The sequence below is a fragment of the Microbacterium sp. MEJ108Y genome (assembly GCF_000834175.1).
GTDB lineage: Bacteria > Actinomycetota > Actinomycetes > Actinomycetales > Microbacteriaceae > Microbacterium > Microbacterium forte.
This window is the reverse complement of the sequence record NZ_JXQX01000010.1, coordinates 15,358-32,236: the sequence shown is the minus strand read 5'-3', so window position 1 is coordinate 32,236 and position 16,879 is coordinate 15,358. Positions and strand designations below refer to the sequence as shown.

Annotated in this window: 16 protein-coding genes; 15 read left to right on the top strand and 1 reads right to left on the bottom strand. The window is 67.4% G+C overall.

Annotated elements, in window-relative coordinates:
* Positions 1-13 precede the first annotated feature (13 nt).
* The 15 genes from murC (at position 14) to RU09_RS05700 (ending at position 16,188) form a co-directional block, all read left to right on the top strand.
* Positions 14-1,411 (top strand): UDP-N-acetylmuramate--L-alanine ligase, encoded by a 1,398-nt coding sequence (gene murC / locus RU09_RS05770; protein WP_042538435.1) that lies wholly within the window; start codon positions 14-16, stop codon positions 1,409-1,411.
* 324 nt (positions 1,412-1,735) lie between these two features.
* Entirely contained in the window at positions 1,736-2,362 is a 627-nt protein-coding gene (locus RU09_RS05765; RefSeq protein WP_231567473.1) for an FtsQ-type POTRA domain-containing protein, read from the top strand.
* A gap of 176 nt (positions 2,363-2,538) precedes the next feature.
* Positions 2,539-3,690 (top strand): cell division protein FtsZ, encoded by a 1,152-nt coding sequence (gene ftsZ / locus RU09_RS05760; RefSeq protein WP_042538433.1) that lies wholly within the window; start codon positions 2,539-2,541, stop codon positions 3,688-3,690.
* Complete coding sequence (locus tag RU09_RS05755) at positions 3,687-4,391, top strand: YggS family pyridoxal phosphate-dependent enzyme (protein WP_042538432.1); 705 nt, start codon at positions 3,687-3,689, stop codon at positions 4,389-4,391. Before ftsZ ends, RU09_RS05755 begins: the two co-directional genes overlap by 4 nt.
* A gap of 42 nt (positions 4,392-4,433) precedes the next feature.
* The gene (locus RU09_RS05750; RefSeq protein WP_042538430.1) at positions 4,434-4,910 is read left to right on the top strand and encodes a cell division protein SepF; all 477 of its coding nucleotides are present in this window, start codon (positions 4,434-4,436) and stop codon (positions 4,908-4,910) included.
* A gap of 3 nt (positions 4,911-4,913) precedes the next feature.
* A complete protein-coding gene (locus RU09_RS05745; RefSeq protein ID WP_042538428.1) occupies positions 4,914-5,213 on the top strand; it encodes a YggT family protein in 300 nt (99 codons plus the stop codon).
* Between the two features lie 155 nt (positions 5,214-5,368).
* Positions 5,369-5,974 carry a DivIVA domain-containing protein gene (locus RU09_RS05740; protein WP_042538426.1) on the top strand — a complete coding sequence of 202 codons (606 nt, stop codon included), beginning with the start codon at positions 5,369-5,371 and terminating at the stop codon, positions 5,972-5,974.
* Positions 5,975-5,983: 9 nt separating this feature from the next.
* Complete coding sequence (gene lspA / locus RU09_RS05735) at positions 5,984-6,634, top strand: signal peptidase II (protein WP_042538425.1); 651 nt, start codon at positions 5,984-5,986, stop codon at positions 6,632-6,634.
* Position 6,635: 1 nt separating this feature from the next.
* The gene (locus RU09_RS05730) at positions 6,636-7,556 is read left to right on the top strand and encodes an RluA family pseudouridine synthase (protein ID WP_042538423.1); all 921 of its coding nucleotides are present in this window, start codon (positions 6,636-6,638) and stop codon (positions 7,554-7,556) included.
* Positions 7,557-7,599: 43 nt separating this feature from the next.
* Entirely contained in the window at positions 7,600-8,223 is a 624-nt protein-coding gene (locus RU09_RS05725; protein WP_042538421.1) for a GNAT family N-acetyltransferase, read from the top strand.
* A 70-nt stretch (positions 8,224-8,293) separates the two neighbouring features.
* Positions 8,294-11,812 carry a DNA polymerase III subunit alpha gene (dnaE, locus tag RU09_RS05720; RefSeq protein WP_042538419.1) on the top strand — a complete coding sequence of 1,173 codons (3,519 nt, stop codon included), beginning with the start codon at positions 8,294-8,296 and terminating at the stop codon, positions 11,810-11,812.
* A gap of 112 nt (positions 11,813-11,924) precedes the next feature.
* Entirely contained in the window at positions 11,925-13,367 is a 1,443-nt protein-coding gene (locus RU09_RS18045; RefSeq protein WP_052492876.1) for a hypothetical protein, read from the top strand.
* 2 nt (positions 13,368-13,369) lie between these two features.
* Positions 13,370-14,674, top strand: coding sequence for a histidinol dehydrogenase (hisD, locus tag RU09_RS05710; protein ID WP_042538417.1), 1,305 nt, complete (start codon positions 13,370-13,372; stop codon positions 14,672-14,674).
* Positions 14,675-14,684: 10 nt separating this feature from the next.
* Positions 14,685-15,155: a transcriptional regulator NrdR gene (nrdR, locus tag RU09_RS05705; protein ID WP_042538415.1), complete on the top strand. Its 471-nt coding sequence runs from the start codon at positions 14,685-14,687 to the stop codon at positions 15,153-15,155.
* Positions 15,156-15,165: 10 nt separating this feature from the next.
* On the top strand, positions 15,166-16,188 hold the full coding sequence (locus tag RU09_RS05700) for a quinone-dependent dihydroorotate dehydrogenase (protein WP_042538412.1): 1,023 nt from the start codon (positions 15,166-15,168) through the stop codon (positions 16,186-16,188).
* Positions 16,189-16,262: 74 nt separating this feature from the next.
* On the opposite strand, the gene RU09_RS05695 is transcribed toward RU09_RS05700, so the two are convergent.
* Positions 16,263-16,850 carry a DUF3043 domain-containing protein gene (locus RU09_RS05695; protein WP_042538410.1) on the bottom strand — a complete coding sequence of 196 codons (588 nt, stop codon included), beginning with the start codon at positions 16,848-16,850 and terminating at the stop codon, positions 16,263-16,265.
* Between the last annotated feature and the right edge of the window lie 29 nt (positions 16,851-16,879).

Sequence of the window (16,879 nt, the reverse complement as noted above, 5' to 3'; positions counted from 1 at the left end):
GACTGAACCCGACATGATCAGACCTGACCTCTCCCTCCCGATTCCCGAGTCGATCTCCTCTGCGCACTTCATCGGCATCGGCGGGTCCGGCATGAGCGGACTCGCCAAGATGTTCCTCGATGCCGGCATCCGCGTCTCAGGCAGCGACCGCGCCGACAGCGACAACCTCCGCGCACTCGAGGCAGCAGGAGCCGTCGTGCACGTCGGGCACGACGCCGCCCACCTCGGCGACGCGGACACCGTGGTCCACACCGGGGCGATCTGGCCCGAGAACCCCGAGTTCGTCACCGCCAAGGAGCGCGGGCTGCACGTCATCCACCGCTCGCAGGCGCTGCACTGGCTGATCGGCTCGCGGCGGCTCGTCTCCGTCGCCGGCGCCCATGGCAAGACGACGTCGACCGGCATGATCGTGACCGCGCTGCAGGGGCTCGGCGCCGACCCGAACTTCGTCAACGGCGGCGTGATCGAACAGCTCGGCGTGTCCAGCGCGACGGGGTCGGGTGAGCTCTTCGTGATCGAGGCCGACGAGTCCGACGGCACCTTCCTGCTCTACGACACCGCCGTCGCTCTCATCACGAACGTCGACCCCGATCACCTGGACCACTACGGGTCGGACGAGGCGTTCCACGATGCATTCGTGCGCTTCGCCGACGCAGCGACGGAGGCCGTCGTCATCTCGAGTGACGACCCCGGTGCGCTGCGCGTGGGAGCGGGCCTCTCGCACCCGAACGTCATGACCTTCGGGCAGGCGGAGGGTGCGGATGTCCGAGTGACCGACATCGTGACGGACGGGCCCGTCGCGGCCACGGTGAGTCGGGGATCGGAGAGCGTGCGCCTGCAGCTCGCCGTGCCGGGCGTGCACAACGCGATCAACGCGGCAGGCGCCATCGCCGTCCTCCTCTCGGTGGGCTTCGGTCTGGCTGAGTCCGCGCGCGCCGTCGAGGGGTTCGCCGGCACGGTCCGTCGCCTCGAGCAGCACGGCGTCGAGCGCGGTGTCACGGTCTACGACGACTACTCGCACCACCCGACGGAGGTGCGCGCGGCACTCGAGGCGATGCGATCGATCGCCGGCTCGGGCAGGATCATCGCCATCCAGCAGCCGCACACCTACTCGCGCACGCAGCACATGTTCCGCGAGTTCGCAGACGTGCTCGAGACGTACGCCGACCACACGGTCGTGCTCGACGTCTACGGCGCCCGGGAGGATCCTGTCCCCGGTGTCACCGGCGAGCTGGTGAGCGGCGCATTCCGCGACCCCTCGCACGTGCACTTCGTGGCCGACTGGCAACAGGCGGCTGACTACACGGCGACGGTGGCCCGCGAGGGCGACTTCGTCGTCACGCTCGGCTGCGGCAATGTCTACCAGATCATCCCGCAGGTGCTCGAGTCGCTGCGGACCACCGAGGTCTGACAGGTGCGTCGTCCGCCTCCGCTTCCGACGCCTCCCGCGGGTCTCGCGGAGGGCGCGCCTCGGCGACGGGCGCAGGCAGGAACGAAGGGGCGCGCGAGAGACGTCGATCATGACGAACGGGCCGACGGACGAATCGCACCCCTGAGGCCGACACCCGGCGCCGGGGCGGAGGCACCTGAGGAGGTCGGGGAGCGACCGACGTCCACGCGTGACGTATGGCGAGCTGCGAGAGCGCGGCGCAGGGCGCTGCGGGCGGAGATCCGGCGGTTCACGCAGCGGTCGCGTCGGCGACGCATCATCTGGCTGAGCGCCCTCGGCGCCGTCGTGCTCCTGATCGGCGGAACGACCGCGGCCGCGTACAGTCCGCTCTTCGCCGTCGAGAAGATCACGGTGCTGGGCGCGACGACGCTGGACGCCGCCGCAGTCGAGGCGGCGCTGGGGGAGCAGGTCGGCACCCCGCTGGCCCTGGTCGACTCGAGCGAGGTCAAGGCCGCTCTGCTGGCGTTCCCCCTGATCGAGACCTATGCGCTCGAGGCGAAGCCGCCTCACGACCTCACGGTGCGGATCGTCGAGCGCACGCCGGTCGGCGTCATCCGCTCGGACGCCGGCTACACCCTCGTCGACGCCGCGGGCGTCGCTCTCGCCACGACCTCCGATCAGCCGGCAGGGCAGCCTCTGCTCGAGATTGACGGGGGCACGGACTCGGCGGCCTTCGAGAGCGCGGGTCTCGTGGTGCGTTCCGTCCCCGCCGACCTGCGCGCCCTGCTCACCGGGGTGAGTGCGACGACGGCCGATGACGTGACTTTGACGCTGAGCAGCGGCCTGACGGTCGTCTGGGGCAGCTCCGAGGACTCTCCGATGAAGAGCGAAGTGCTCACGAAGACCCTGCTCAGCAACCCTGAGGCGTCGACGATCGACGTCACTTCGCCGCATGCGGTGGTCGTCGGCTGAGGTTTCGACGGCAAACGGGCGACACGCCCGTGTCGCTGCGAGTGCAGGGGTGCGTGACGCTTACCTTCGAACAAGAGAAACCAATACCGGGAAATACTTTACACCTCTAGTTGAGGTTTAAGGTTCAACCCGGCGGAATCTCCCCTAAGACAGGTTCGACTATTCGGAGGCCGGCCATGAGCCAGAACCAGAACTACCTCGCCGTGATCAAGGTCGTCGGCGTCGGCGGTGGCGGCGTCAACGCCGTCAACCGCATGATCGATCTCGGTCTCCGCGGAGTCGAGTTCATCGCCGTGAACACCGACGCCCAGGCGCTGCTGATGAGCGACGCCGACGTCAAGCTCGACGTGGGCCGCGAGCTCACCCGCGGACTCGGCGCCGGTGCAGACCCCGAGGTGGGTCGTCGCGCAGCCGAGGACCACGCCGAAGAGATCGAGCAGGCGCTCACGGGCGCCGACATGGTCTTCGTGACGGCAGGCGAGGGAGGCGGAACCGGAACCGGTGGAGCCCCCGTGGTCGCTCGCATCGCGAAGTCGATCGGCGCGCTGACCATCGGTGTCGTCACCAAGCCGTTCTCGTTCGAGGGTCGTCGTCGTCAGAGCCAGGCCGAAGCCGGTGTGGTGAAGCTCAAGGAAGAGGTCGACACCCTCATCGTGGTGCCGAACGACCGCCTCCTCGAGATCAGCGATCGCGGCATCTCGATGATCGAGGCATTCGCGACCGCAGACCAGGTGCTCCTCGCGGGTGTCCAGGGCATCACCGACCTCATCACCACCCCGGGTCTCATCAACCTCGACTTCGCCGACGTGAAGTCGGTGATGCAGGGCGCGGGTTCCGCTCTCATGGGAATCGGATCGGCCCGCGGCGCCGACCGCGCGATCAAGGCCGCCGAGCTGGCCGTCGAGTCGCCGCTCCTCGAAGCCAGCATCGAAGGCGCTCATGGAGTCCTGCTCTCGATCCAGGGTGGTTCGAACCTCGGGATCTTCGAGATCCACGATGCGGCTGATCTCGTCAAGGAGGCCGCGCACCCCGAGGCGAACATCATCTTCGGTACGGTCATCGACGACACGCTCGGCGACGAGGTGCGCGTCACCGTGATCGCCGCCGGCTTCGACAGCGGCGAGCCCTCGCTGCGTCTGGACCCGATGGTCGTCTCACGTCCGGCCGCGGCCAGCACGCTGCCTGAGGTGGCTCTCTCGAACGACGAGGAGAGCAAGCCCGCAGCCGAGACGCCCGCGCCCGAGAAGGCGCAGCAGCGCGTCGCGGCGACGAGCATCGAGCCGGCTTTCGCGGATGACGACATCGACATCCCCGAATTCCTGAAGTGACTCAGGCGCAGGGCCAGACCGAGTCCGGTCTGGCGGCGCGGCTGTCGGCGATCGATCATCGGATCGCCGACGCCGCGCGCCTGGCCGGCAGGGATCCGGGCGAGATCACCCGGATCGTCGTGACGAAGTTCCACCCCTCGTCGCTCGTCCGCGAACTGCATTCGCTCGGCGTCCGCGACGTGGGGGAGAACCGTCAGCAGGAGCTCTCCTCGAAGACAGCCGAGCTGGACGACCTCGATCTTCGCTGGCACTTCATCGGCCAGGCGCAGACCAACAAGGCGTCCGCGATCCGCCGCAGCGCGGACGCCGTCCACTCGGTCGACCGCGACCGGCTGGCGGATGCCCTGCACAGGGCTGCAGAGGACGACGACATCCTCGACGTCCTCGTCCAGGTGAACCTCACCGATGACGCGGGCAGGGGCGGAGTCGAGCCCGACGACGCCCGGTCGCTCGCCGAGCACATCCTCGCGCTTCCCTCGCTGCGCCTGCGTGGCGTCATGGCGGTCGCGCCACTCGACGAGGAGCCAGCCTCGGCATTCGCGCGCCTGCGCACGATCGCCGAGAGAGTGCGCGAGGTCGAGCCGACCGCCGACTGGATATCCGCAGGAATGACCGGCGACTTCGTCGCGGCCATCGATGCGGGCGCGACACACCTGCGGATCGGGTCCGCAATCACGGGACCCCGCCCCGACCGGGGTTAACCTCTAAAAAGACCACCCGACACGTTCGAACCGGAGGACACGATGGGTAACCCGCTGAAGAAGACCATGGTGTATCTCGGCCTCGCTGACGAGGAAGAGGTCTACGAGGAGGAGCCGGCCCCGGCCCGCTCCCACCGAGAGCGTGATCGCGACCGCGAACGCGAGGAGCCCGCTCCGGCGCCCGTGACCCCGCTACGGCGCCCCGTCGCCGTGCGCCAGCCCGCAGGAGGGGCAGTGAACGAGATCCTCACCGTGCACCCGAAGCAGTACCGCGATGCTCAGCTCATCGCGGAGAGCTTCCGTGAAGGTGTGCCGGTCATCATCAACCTGTCGCAGATGAGCGATGCAGACGCTCGCCGTCTGATCGACTTCGCCTCCGGGCTCTCGCTCGGCCTCTACGGCCGCATCGAGCGGGTCACCTCGAAGGTCTTCCTGCTGTCGCCGGAGAACATCGCGGTCTCTGGACACGGGGGAATCGCGCACGCGGACGCAGAGTCCGCGGGCTTCGACCAGTCGTAGACCGTGGGGTTCGTCGTCTCCATCGTCGCCAGCATCGTGCATCTGGCACTTCTGCTGTACCTGCTGGTGCTGTTCGCTCGTCTCATTCTGAGCTACATCCCGCTGTTCAATCGGGAATGGCGACCCAAGGGCGCCGGACTCGTCGCTGCCGAGCTCGTCTACACGGTGACCGATCCGCCCGTCCGGTTCTTCCGGCGGATCATCCCGCCTCTGCGAATCGGCTCGCTGTCCCTGGATTTCGGGTTCTCGATCACCATCCTGATCGTCCTGATCCTGATGAGCATCGTCCGAAGCTTCATCTGAGTCCTGTGCGACTTCGACACCCTGGGGTGTCGCGGCGTCGCGACTGACAGGCTCGGGGACTATGCTTGGCTCCCAGGTGCGCGCCCCGGGTTCGCGCCGAATCTCGACCACGCCATTCTCCAAAACTGGCAACCGAACTCATCGAAGGAGCCACCATGGCACTTACCCCGGATGACGTCGTCACCAAGCAGTTCCAGCACGTCCGCTTCAAGGACGGCTTCGACCCGGACGAGGTCGACGACTTCCTCGACGAGATCGTCATCGAGTGGCGCAAGGCCCTCGAAGAGAACGTCGAACTCAAGGCCAAGCTGGCCGCGTACGAGTCCGGCGACGCGCCGGCCGCTCCCGCAGCCGCTGCAGAGGCGCCCGCTGCGGTCGTCGAAGAGGCTCCGGCTCCGGCCCAGGCGCCGGCTGAGCCCGCTCCGTCGGGTTCCGCCACCGCGACCGCCGGCATCATCGAGCTCGCGCAGCGTCTGCACGACGAGCACGTCGCCGAGGGTGAGGCCAAGCGCGCTCAGCTCATCGCCGAAGCCGAGGGCGAAGTCAACCGCATCCGCACCGAGGCCGAGGCCAAGCAGCGCGAAGAGTCGGCCCGTCTCGAGCGCGAGCGCAATGCACTCGAGGCCCGGATCACCGAGCTCCGCAACTTCGAGCGCGACTACCGCTCGCAGCTGCGCGGCTACATCGAGGGTCAGCTCCGCGATCTCGACGAGAAGTCGGCATCGACGGACTCGACTCCGGTCTCCGCGATCGGACTGTAGGTCGTCCTTTTGCCAGGACGCCGTCCCCTTCGTCGGTCGGCGGCCGGCGCGATCGTCGCGATTCTCGCGGCGATCGTGCTGGCCGCCGATCAGTTTGTGAAGTACCTCACCACGGAGAACCTGCCACTGCAGGAGCCGGTCCCGGTGCTCGGTGAGTTCCTTCAGCTGTACTACGTGCGCAACCCCGGTGCGGCGTTCTCGCTCGGATCCGACGTCACGTGGATCTTCACCATCGCTCTGGCGGTCGTCGCCGGGGTTATCGTGTGGAAGGCCTTCGGACTCCACTCGCGCCTCTGGGCTGTAGTCCTCGGCTGCCTGCTCGGCGGAGTCCTCGGCAATCTCACCGATCGTCTCTTCCGCGACCCTGGGTTCCCCATGGGGCATGTGGTCGACATGATCTCGATGCCGTGGATGATGCCCGCGATCTTCAACGTCGCCGACATCTTCATCGTCACCGGAATGATCTCGGTCGCACTGCTCGTCGTGCTCGGGCTTCGTTTCGACGGCACCCGTGAACGCGACCATGTGCTCGTCGAGACCGACGAGGAAGCCGAGGCTGCAGCGTTGGCCGAAGAGGCCGGCACGGATCCGCACCCCGACGTGGCCCGCCCGGACGGGGCATCTCCCGATGCGCCGGCTCCGGCGTCGGACGGACGCTAGCGTGGAGTCCCGCTCCCTCCCGGTTCCTGACGGATTGGAGGGCGCACGCGTCGACGCGGCGCTCGCGAAGCTCATGGGCTTCTCGCGCACCTTCGCCGCCGATGTCGCCTCCGCCGGCGGCGTGCGCCTCGACGGAGTCACTCTCGACAAGTCCGATCGCCTGCGTGGTGGAGGATGGCTCGAGGTGGAGTGGCAGCCGAAGGAGGAGCCGCGGATCATCCCGATCGCGGTTCCCGAACTCGGAATCGTCTACGACGATGACGACATCGTCGTGGTCGACAAGCCCACGGGCGTCGCTGCCCACCCTTCGCTCGGGTGGGAGGGGCCGACCGTCGTCGGTGCTCTCGCCGCGGCGGGATTCCGGGTGGCCACCAGTGGGGCTCCGGAGCGTCAGGGCGTCGTGCATCGTCTGGATGTCGGCACCAGCGGACTCATGGTGGTGGCCAAGAGCGAGTCGGCCTACTCGACCTTGAAGCACGCGTTCAAGGAGCGCACGGTCGAGAAGATCTACCACGCGGTCGTTCAAGGGCATCCTGACCCGCTGATGGGAACGATCGATGCCCCGATCGGCCGGCATCCGAACCACTCCTGGAAGTTCGCAGTGGTGCCGGACGGCAAGCCGTCGGTGACTCACTACGAGACTCTCGAGGCCTTTCCGGGGGCGTCGCTGCTCGAGATCCACCTCGAGACCGGGCGCACGCATCAGATCCGCGTGCACATGGCGGCTCTCCGGCATCCGTGTGCAGGCGATCCGCTCTATGGCGCGGATCCGACGATGTCGGCGCGACTCGGCCTGACGCGTCAATGGCTGCACGCGCACAAGCTGGCGTTCGCGCACCCGGCGACAGGGGACTGGGTGCAGTTCGAATCGCCCTACCCCGCGGATTTCGAGCACGCCCTGGAGATCCTGCGCGGCGAGTGAATCGCCTGCGGCGGATGTCGGCGGACTGAGCCAGACTGAGCGCATGAGCATCGAGGTGCGACCAGCGACCGACTTCGACGATGTGGCGACTCTCGTCGGCCCGAAGAAGCCGACATCGAACGTGTGCTTCTGCCTGAGCTACCGCATAGGCAGCAAGGAGAACAACGCGCTTCGGGGCGCACAGCGTGCCGACCGCGTGCGCGAGCTCTGCCATCAGGACCCGCCGCCCGGAGTCATCGCCTATCTCGACGACGAGCCGGTGGGCTGGGCAGCGGTGCACCCCCGCAGCGCGACGAGTTTCGCGCGCAATCGGTTGATCCCGCACGTCGATGACCTCGAGGTGTGGTCGTTGTGGTGCATCCGGGTACGCCCCGGCTATCGGAAGCAGGGAATCTCGCACGCACTGATCGAGGGTGCCGTCGCGCATGCGAAGCAGCAAGGTGCGCCGGCGATCGAGGGCTATCCGGTCGACAATCACGGCGAGAAGGTGAATCCGACCATGGCCTACGTCGGGACCAGACGACTGTTCGAGGACGCGGGGTTCGAGAGGGCCGCTGAGACCGGATCCACTCTCGACGGGTTTCCTCGGGTGCTGATGCGCCTCGATCTGCGGGGATCGCACAGACGGTCGAAGAAAGCCGTGAGCGTGGTGGATTCGCTTCCCTGATGTGGACGACGGGCGGGCGCGGGAGGTCGCGCCGACCTTCGATGTCGCACGCCGAAAGTAGACTCGAACCATGGCATCCGACTCCTTCGTCCACCTGCACGTGCACAGCGAGTACTCGATGCTCGACGGGGCGGCGAAGATCGCGGCGATGACCCAGGCGGCGGCCGACTACGAGATGCCGGCCATCGCGGTGACCGACCACGGGAACACCTTCGCGGCGTTCGAGTTCTACAAGGCGGCCAACGCGGCAGGGGTCAAGCCGATCATCGGACTCGAGGCATACGTCACGCCCGGCACGCATCGCAGTGACAAGACCCGGGTGCAGTGGGGATCCCCGGATCAGAAGAGCGACGACGTCTCGGGGTCCGGTGCTTACACGCACATGACGATGTGGAGCGAGACCACGCAGGGCATGCACAACCTGTTCCGCCTCAGCTCGCTGTCGAGCATGGAGGGCTACTACTTCAAACCCCGCATGGACCGCGAACTTCTGCAGACCTACGGCAAGGGGCTGATCGCGACCACAGGCTGCCCCTCGGGCGAGATCCAGACACGGCTGCGCCTCGGTCAGTACGACGCCGCCCGCGCCGCGGCCGCAGAGTTCCAAGACCTGTTCGGCAAGGAGAACTACTTCGCCGAGATCATGGATCACGGTCTCTCCATCGAGCGCAGGGTCATGACCGATCTGATCCGGCTCGCGAAGGATCTCAGCATCCCGCTCGTCGGCACGAACGATTCGCACTACACGCACCAGCACGAGGCCGACGCGCACGAGGCCCTGCTGTGCGTGCAGTCGGGCTCGACACTCGACGACCCCAACCGCTTCAAGTTCGACGGCGACGGCTACTACATCAAGACCGCCGCCGAGATGCGTCAGCTCTTCCGCGATCACCCCGAGGCGTGCGACAACACGCTGCTCATCGCCGAACGCTGCGAAGTCGAGTTCAACACGGCGGCCAACTACATGCCGCGCTTCCCGGTGCCGGACGGAGAGACCGAAGACAGCTGGCTCGTCAAGGAGGTCGAGGCCGGCCTCCACTACCGGTATCCGAACGGGATCCCCGACAAGGTGCGCAAGCAGGCCGAGTACGAGACCGGCATCATCCTGCAGATGGGGTTCCCCGGCTACTTCCTCGTCGTCGCCGACTTCATCAACTGGGCCAAGGACAACGGCATCCGTGTGGGGCCGGGCCGTGGGTCCGGAGCCGGTTCCATGGTCGCCTACGCCATGAAGATCACCGATCTCGATCCGCTCGAGCACGGCCTCATCTTCGAGCGGTTCCTGAACCCCGACCGCGTCTCGATGCCCGACTTCGACGTCGACTTCGATGACCGGCGCCGCGGCGAGGTCATCGACTACGTGACCAGGAAGTACGGATCCGAGCGGGTCGCCCAGATCGTCACGTACGGCACGATCAAGTCCAAGCAGGCGCTGAAGGATGCCGGCCGCGTGCTCGGCTTCCCGTTCAGCATGGGGGAGCGCCTGACCAAGGCGATGCCGCCGCCCGTGATGGGCAAGGACATGCCGCTCGACGGAATGTTCGACTCGGCGCACCCCCGCTACAAAGAGGCGAGCGAGTTCCGCGCTCTCATCGAGACCGACCCGGAGGCGAAGACGGTCTTCGACCGCGCGCTCGGCCTCGAGGGTCTGAAGCGCCAGTGGGGCGTGCACGCGGCGGGCGTGATCATGTCGTCCGAGCCGTTGATCGACATCATCCCGATCATGCGCCGCGAGCAGGACGGCCAGATCGTCACGCAGTTCGACTACCCGTCGTGCGAGTCGCTCGGCCTGATCAAGATGGACTTCCTCGGGCTCCGCAACCTGACGATCATCTCGGACGCGCTCGACAACATCCGCACCAACCGCGGTGAAGAGCTCGACCTCGAACACCTCGCGCTCGACGACCGCGGGGCCTACGATCTGCTCGGCCGCGGCGAATCGCTCGGAGTCTTCCAGCTCGACGGCGGTCCGATGCGATCGCTCATGCGGCTGATGCGGCCGGACAACTTCGGTGACATCTCGGCACTCATCGCGCTCTACCGTCCAGGGCCCATGGGCGCGAACTCGCACACGAACTATGCGCTGCGAAAGAACGGTCAGCAGCCCATCACGCCGATCCATCCGGAGTTCACCGAGTCGCTCGCCGACATCCTCGACGAGTCCTACGGCCTGATCATCTACCAGGAGCAGGTGATGGCCATCGCACAGCGTGTGGCCGGGTTCTCGCTCGGACAGGCCGACATCCTCCGCCGAGCGATGGGCAAGAAGAAGAAGTCGGAGCTCGACAAGCAGTTCGCGGGCTTCCAGGCGGGTATGCACGCGAACGGGTACTCCGACGGAGCCGTCAACGCGATCTGGGAGATCCTGCTTCCGTTCTCGGACTATGCCTTCAACAAAGCGCACTCGGCGGCCTACGGCGTCGTCTCGTACTGGACCGCCTATCTCAAAGCCCACTATCCCGCCGAGTACATGGCCGCGCTGCTCACCAGCGTCGGCGACTCGAAAGACAAGATGGCGCTGTACCTCAACGAGTGCCGTCGAATGGGCATCAAGGTGCTCCCACCCGATGTCTCGGAGTCGATCAAATACTTCGCCGCCGTCGGCGACGACATCCGCTTCGGGTTGGGTGCCGTCCGCAACGTCGGCAGCAACGTGGTCGAGGGCATCATCGCGGCGCGCAAGGACGAGCGATTCACCTCGTTCCATCACTTCCTCGAGAAGGTGCCACTGCATGTCTCGAACAAGCGCACGGTCGAATCGCTGATCAAGGCCGGTGCATTCGACTCAATGGGGGACTCCCGCCGAGCCCTGCTCGAGATCCACGAGGATGCCGTCGAGGCGGCTGTGGATCGCAAGCGGAACGAGGCGCAGGGCGCGATCGGCTTCGACTTCGACAGCCTGTACGACGACATGGAAGAGGCGGCGCCTGCCAAAGTCCCGGCGCGACCGGAGTGGATCAAGAAGGACAAACTCGCGTTCGAGCGAGAGATGCTCGGGCTCTACGTCTCCGACCACCCCCTGGCGGGGCTCGAAGTGCCGCTCGCCAAGCACGCGTCGATCTCGATCCACAACCTCATCAACTCCGACGACATGCAGGACGGCGAGCAGGTCACGGTCGCCGGTCTCGTGACGAGCGTCCAGCACCGTGTCGCGAAGGCCAGCGGAAACCCGTACGGCATGATCACGGTCGAGGACTTCAACGGCGAGGTGACGGTCATGTTCATGGGCAAGACCTACACCGAGTTCCAGCACATCCTGCAGCAGGACTCCATCCTCGCGGTGCGCGGACGGGTGTCGAAGCGCGATGACGGACTCAATCTGCATGCGCAGTCGGCCTTTGCGCCGGATGTCGGCTCCTTCGACGCCGCGGGCCCCCTCTCGCTCGTCCTGGCGGAGCAGAGGGCGACCGAGCGGGTGATGACCGAGCTCGCAGAGGTGCTGCGACGCCACAACGGCGACACCGAAGTGGTGTTGCGCGTGCATCGCGGCGGCACGGCGAAGGTCTTCGACGTGCCGATGCCGGTCAAGGTCTCCGCCGATCTGTTCGGCGATCTCAAATCTCTGCTCGGCCCGACCTGCCTGGGCTGAGCATCAGCGAAGCGCTGCTGCCCGAGGGGTCCTCACGGATGCACCGGGTAGTATCGGGACGCGTTCGGGTGCATGACGCAGAGGCTCTGCACCGTGGCGAAAGGACTCTCCCATGAGCACGGAATCACCCTTCCTGAACAACGACGAGTCGGATGCAGACCGTTCCTCGGCCGCACCCGAAGTGGCCTTCGAGGAGGACTTCTCCGATGATGACGGCGTTCTCTACGATGACGAGGTGACGCCGGAGTACGGCATCCTCGGTTTCACTCTGAGGGAGCTGCTCATCGTCGGCGTGTGGCTCATCGCCTTCATCGCCTCGTTCTTCCCCTACGTCGGCGACGCCTCGATCTGGGGCGCCGGAATCCAGTGGATCCTGCCCATCGGCGTGCCGACGGTCGCTGTGTTCCTGGTGATCCTCCGCCGCTTCTCGCCGGACGGCATCCGCCGCGTCGGATCGCTGGGAATCGACCAGTTCGCATCGGTCGCGTTCTCGGTCTCGGCCGTCTTCTGGCTGGGAGCCCTCTGGAACGCGGTCGCCTTCGTGATCGAGTTCGGCGTCTTCGGGCTGCCCTGGAACGGCGTCGTCCAGCTTCTCGCGGCGCTCGCGCTCGTCGTCCTCACCGTGTTCGCTCCGCTGGTGCCCGGCCTCAAGGAGGACTTCCAGGGCCGCCTCGTCACGCTCGCGCACCGCAACGCCAATCCGGTCCGACCGGTCATCGCGCGCCCGCGCCCCGAGCCCGCCCCCGAGGCGAGCGACACGCCCGCCGGCCCAGAGGCAGGCGCTGCGCCGCACGCGGCGGCTGCTGCTCCCCACCTCGCGGCCGATCCGTCATTCGACGCCGCTCCCGAGCCCCAGGTCGCCCCGGCGTACTCGACAGACCCTGCCCCGGCGTACCCGACAGACCCTGCCCCGGCGTACTCGACAGACCCTGCCCCGGCGTACTCGACAGGCTCTGCTCCGACGCACACGACAGACGACACCCCTGCGCCGCACACGATCGAGACTGCCCCTCCGGCGTATACGACCGCGGCCGCTCCGGCTGCCGGTCTCGACGTGGAGCTGTCCGACGCCCAGGCGACCGACGAGGTCGCCCGTCTCGATCTCGCCGAGCAGGTGCCGCTCTCCTCGCACGCCTCCGGCGGGGGGACAGGTACCGAGGAGACGACTTCCGATGAGGACTACGTCCCCGCGTACTCGCGTCGATCGCGCGGTCAGGAGCCCGAGATCGTGTCCGACACCGGCAGCATCGAGTCTCTTCTGGGAACGACCGCTCGTGACGTCTCGTCGGCCGAGACGACCGCATTCCCCGCCGTCGACGACGAGACCGACTTCACCGCGACGAACCCGCAGCACGACTTCGCGGCGCCGCAGCCTTTCTGGATTCTCGCGCCGACCGAGCGTGACGTGCACGACGAGCGCGGCGAGAGCATCTTCCGAGTCGGTCCGAGCGCCTGGGCTCTCGTCATCGAGGACCGTGGTGGTGCATACGTCATCAGACACGACGACGGTCGCATCGGCTACCTGCACGACATCTCAGACATCACGAGAGGCTGACCTTGCGCACGATCGATCTGCGGGGACGCACGCTCTCGCCGGCTGACATGCTCGCGGCCGTGCCGCGCGCGACCCAGGCACGAGCCGAGGCTCTCGACACCGCGGCGCGAATCGTCGACGATGTGCGCGAGCGCGGCGAAGAGGCTCTGCGCGAGCAGGCCGAGCGTTTCGATCGTGTCTCCGGACACGAGATCCGTGTGCCCGCGCAGCACATCGCCGAGGCCCTCGAGAGCCTCGCGCCCGACGTCCGTCTCGCTCTCGAGGAGGCGATCCGCCGAGTGCGCATCGCCTCGGCGGCGCAGGTCCCCGAGCGTCAGATCACGCGGATCGGGGCCGGCGCGACGATCACCCAGCGCTGGCAGCCCGTCCACCGCGCAGGGGTGTACATCCCCGGAGGCAAAGCGGTCTATCCCTCCAGTGTCATCATGAACGTCGTCCCGGCGCAGGTCGCGGGCGTGCAGCAGATCGCACTCGCCTCACCGCCGCAGGAGGACCAGGGTGGCCGCGTGCACCCCACGATCCTCGCCGCGGCGGGCCTGCTCGGCATCACGGAGGTGTACGCGATCGGCGGAGCAGGCGCGATCGGATCCTTCGCGCACGGCGTCGAGGGAATCGGGCTCGACCCGGTCGACGTCCTGTCGGGGCCGGGGAACAACTACGTCGCCTCCGCCAAGCGGGCTGTGGCGGGCGTCGTCGGCACCGACTCCGAGGCGGGGGCAACCGAGATCCTCGTCGTGGCCGATGCGGCAGCTGACCCGCGACTCATCGCGGCCGACCTCGTCAGCCAGGCGGAGCACGATGAGCAGGCATCGGCCGTGCTCGTCACAGACTCCCCGGAGCTGGCCGATCGCGTCGCCGCGGAGGTCGAGCGGCACGCGGGCGCCACGCGTCACGCGACGCGAGTGGCGGCAGCGCTGGACGGGCCGCAGTCGGCCATCGTCCTGGTCGATGACCGTGCGATGGCGACGGCGTTCAGCAACGCGTATGCTCCCGAGCACCTCGAGCTGCACCTCCAAGACGCCGAGGCCGCGGCCGACAGCTTCACCAGCGCGGGTGCCGTGTTCGTCGGAGACCACACCCCCGTGAGTCTCGGCGACTACATGGCCGGCAGCAACCACGTCCTGCCGACCGGGGGACAGGCGCGCTACGCGCCCGGACTCGGTGCATACACGTTCCTGCGTCCGCAGCAGGTCATCTCCTACGATCGCGCCGCACTCGCAGACGTGCGCGCGGGAGTCGTCGCCCTCGCCGAGACCGAGGCGCTTCCCGCACACGGTGAGGCGATCGAGGCGCGTTTCACCGCGTAGGATCGGTCAGATGCACTGCCCCTTCTGCCGTCACTCGGACTCTCGGGTCATCGATTCGCGCACCAGTGATGACGGTCTCTCGATCCGTCGTAGACGTCAGTGCCCCGAGTGCGGAGGTCGTTTCACGACGACGGAGACGGCGAGCCTCAACGTGATCAAGAGATCCGGTGTCATGGAGCCGTTCAGCCGAGAGAAGGTGATCTCGGGCGTGCGCAAGGCCTGTCAGGGCCGGCCCGTCACCGAAGCCGATCTGGCGATCCTCGCTCAGCGGGTGGAGGAGGCCGTCCGACAGACGGGTGTCTCCCAGCTCGACACGAACGAGATCGGCTTGGCGATCCTCGGACCTCTCCGCGACCTCGACGAGGTCGCATACCTGCGCTTCGCGAGCGTGTATCAGGCCTTCGACTCGCTCGAGGACTTCGAGAGCGCGATCACCGATCTTCGCGCCGACCACGTCGAGCCGGAGTCCGTCGACCGGTAATCTGGCAGGGATGTATCCGCTGCTCTTTCGCGCTGTCCTGTCGCGCTTCGACCCTGAGTTCGCCCACCACGCCGGGATGGCGGTGATTCGCGTGCTCGGGGCGCCGCCCTTCTCCTGGGCGACGCGTGCTCTGACGAAGCCCGACCCGTCGCTGCAGGTGCAGGCCCTCGGATTGACGTTCTCCTCGCCCTTCGGGATCGCGGCCGGTTTCGACAAGAACGCCGTCGGCGTGCGCGGTCTCGCTGCGCTCGGCTTCGGGCATGTCGAGGTCGGCACCGTCACTGCGATCCCTCAGGACGGAAACCCGAAGCCCCGGCTGTTCCGCCTCATCGCCGATCGAGCGGTCATCAACCGCATGGGGTTCAACAACGAGGGTGCAGATGCCGCAGCCCGGCGACTCGCGCGACTGCGGCGCGGAGCACCCGACACGGTCATCGGCGTGAACATCGGCAAGAGCCGGGTCGTCGATGTCGAGAACGCCACCGCCGATTATGTGGCGTCGGCGACGAGGCTCGCGCCACTCGCGGACTATCTGGCCGTCAACGTCTCCTCTCCGAACACCCCCGGTCTTCGGGGGCTTCAGGCCGTCGAGACACTGGCTCCGCTGCTCAGAGCGGTGCGCGCAGCATCCGGTGAGACTCCGCTGCTCGTCAAGATCGCCCCCGATCTCTCCGACGAGGAGATCGTCGCCATCGCGAACCTCGCAGTCGATGAAGGGCTGGCCGGCATCATCGCTCACAACACCACCGTGAGCCGGGACGGCCTCACGACGGATGCGGCCACGGTCGCGCAGATCGGAGCGGGCGGACTCTCCGGCGCGCCGCTCAAGGAGCGTTCCCTGCAGGTGCTGCGGCTCGTGCGCTCGGCTGTGCCCGAGGAGTTCTGCGTGATCGCCGTCGGGGGAGTGGAGACGCCGTCCGACGTGCAGGAGCGGCTCGAAGCCGGAGCGACGCTCGTGCAGGGCTATACGGCCTTCCTGTACCGCGGTCCCTTCTGGGGGCGCGAGATCAACCGGGGCCTCGTCGCGCGCTGAGTCGCCGCATGCACGAAAGCGAGAGGCGCCTCCTGCTCGGGGAGCAGGAGACGCCTCTCGGGAAGATCTGAGGATCAGGCGGGGTAGTCGCCGCGCTTCACCTGAGGCTTGGGCAGACGCATGAACCGCATCTGCAGCGACCGCATCGCGGCGTACCAGCCGAGGCCACGCTCCATGCGCTCCTTGCCGAACTTCGCGGCGATCTTGCGCTTGACGCGCATCCCCAGCAGCACCATGCCGCCGATCGCGAGGATCAGGTACGCCATCATGACCAGGTATGCCCAGCCGGCGATGGCGAATCCGCCGATGGCGAGGTTCGCGGGCAGAAGCGAGATCAGGATGACGAGCACCATGACACCCATGACGAATTCGGCCGGGTGCCAGCCGGCGTCGACGTAGTCGCGGACCCACCGGCGCTGTGGCCCCTTGTCGCGAGCCGGGAGGTACTTCTCCTCGCCGGCAGCCAGGCCGGCCTGTGCGCGGTTGCGTCGTTCGTTGAGCTCTGCGCGTGCGGCGGCCTTCGCCTCTTTGGTGTTCGCGACCAGAGGCCGACGGCGCGCCGCCTCCTGCTCGGCCCGGGTCGGCGTCGCGCGTCCCTTGCCCGACGCAGTCGTCTCGGGGGCGTCGTCATTCGTCGAAGGGGGGACAGGGGTAGTGGCCACGAGGTTCCTCGGTTCAGTGAAGGCGGATC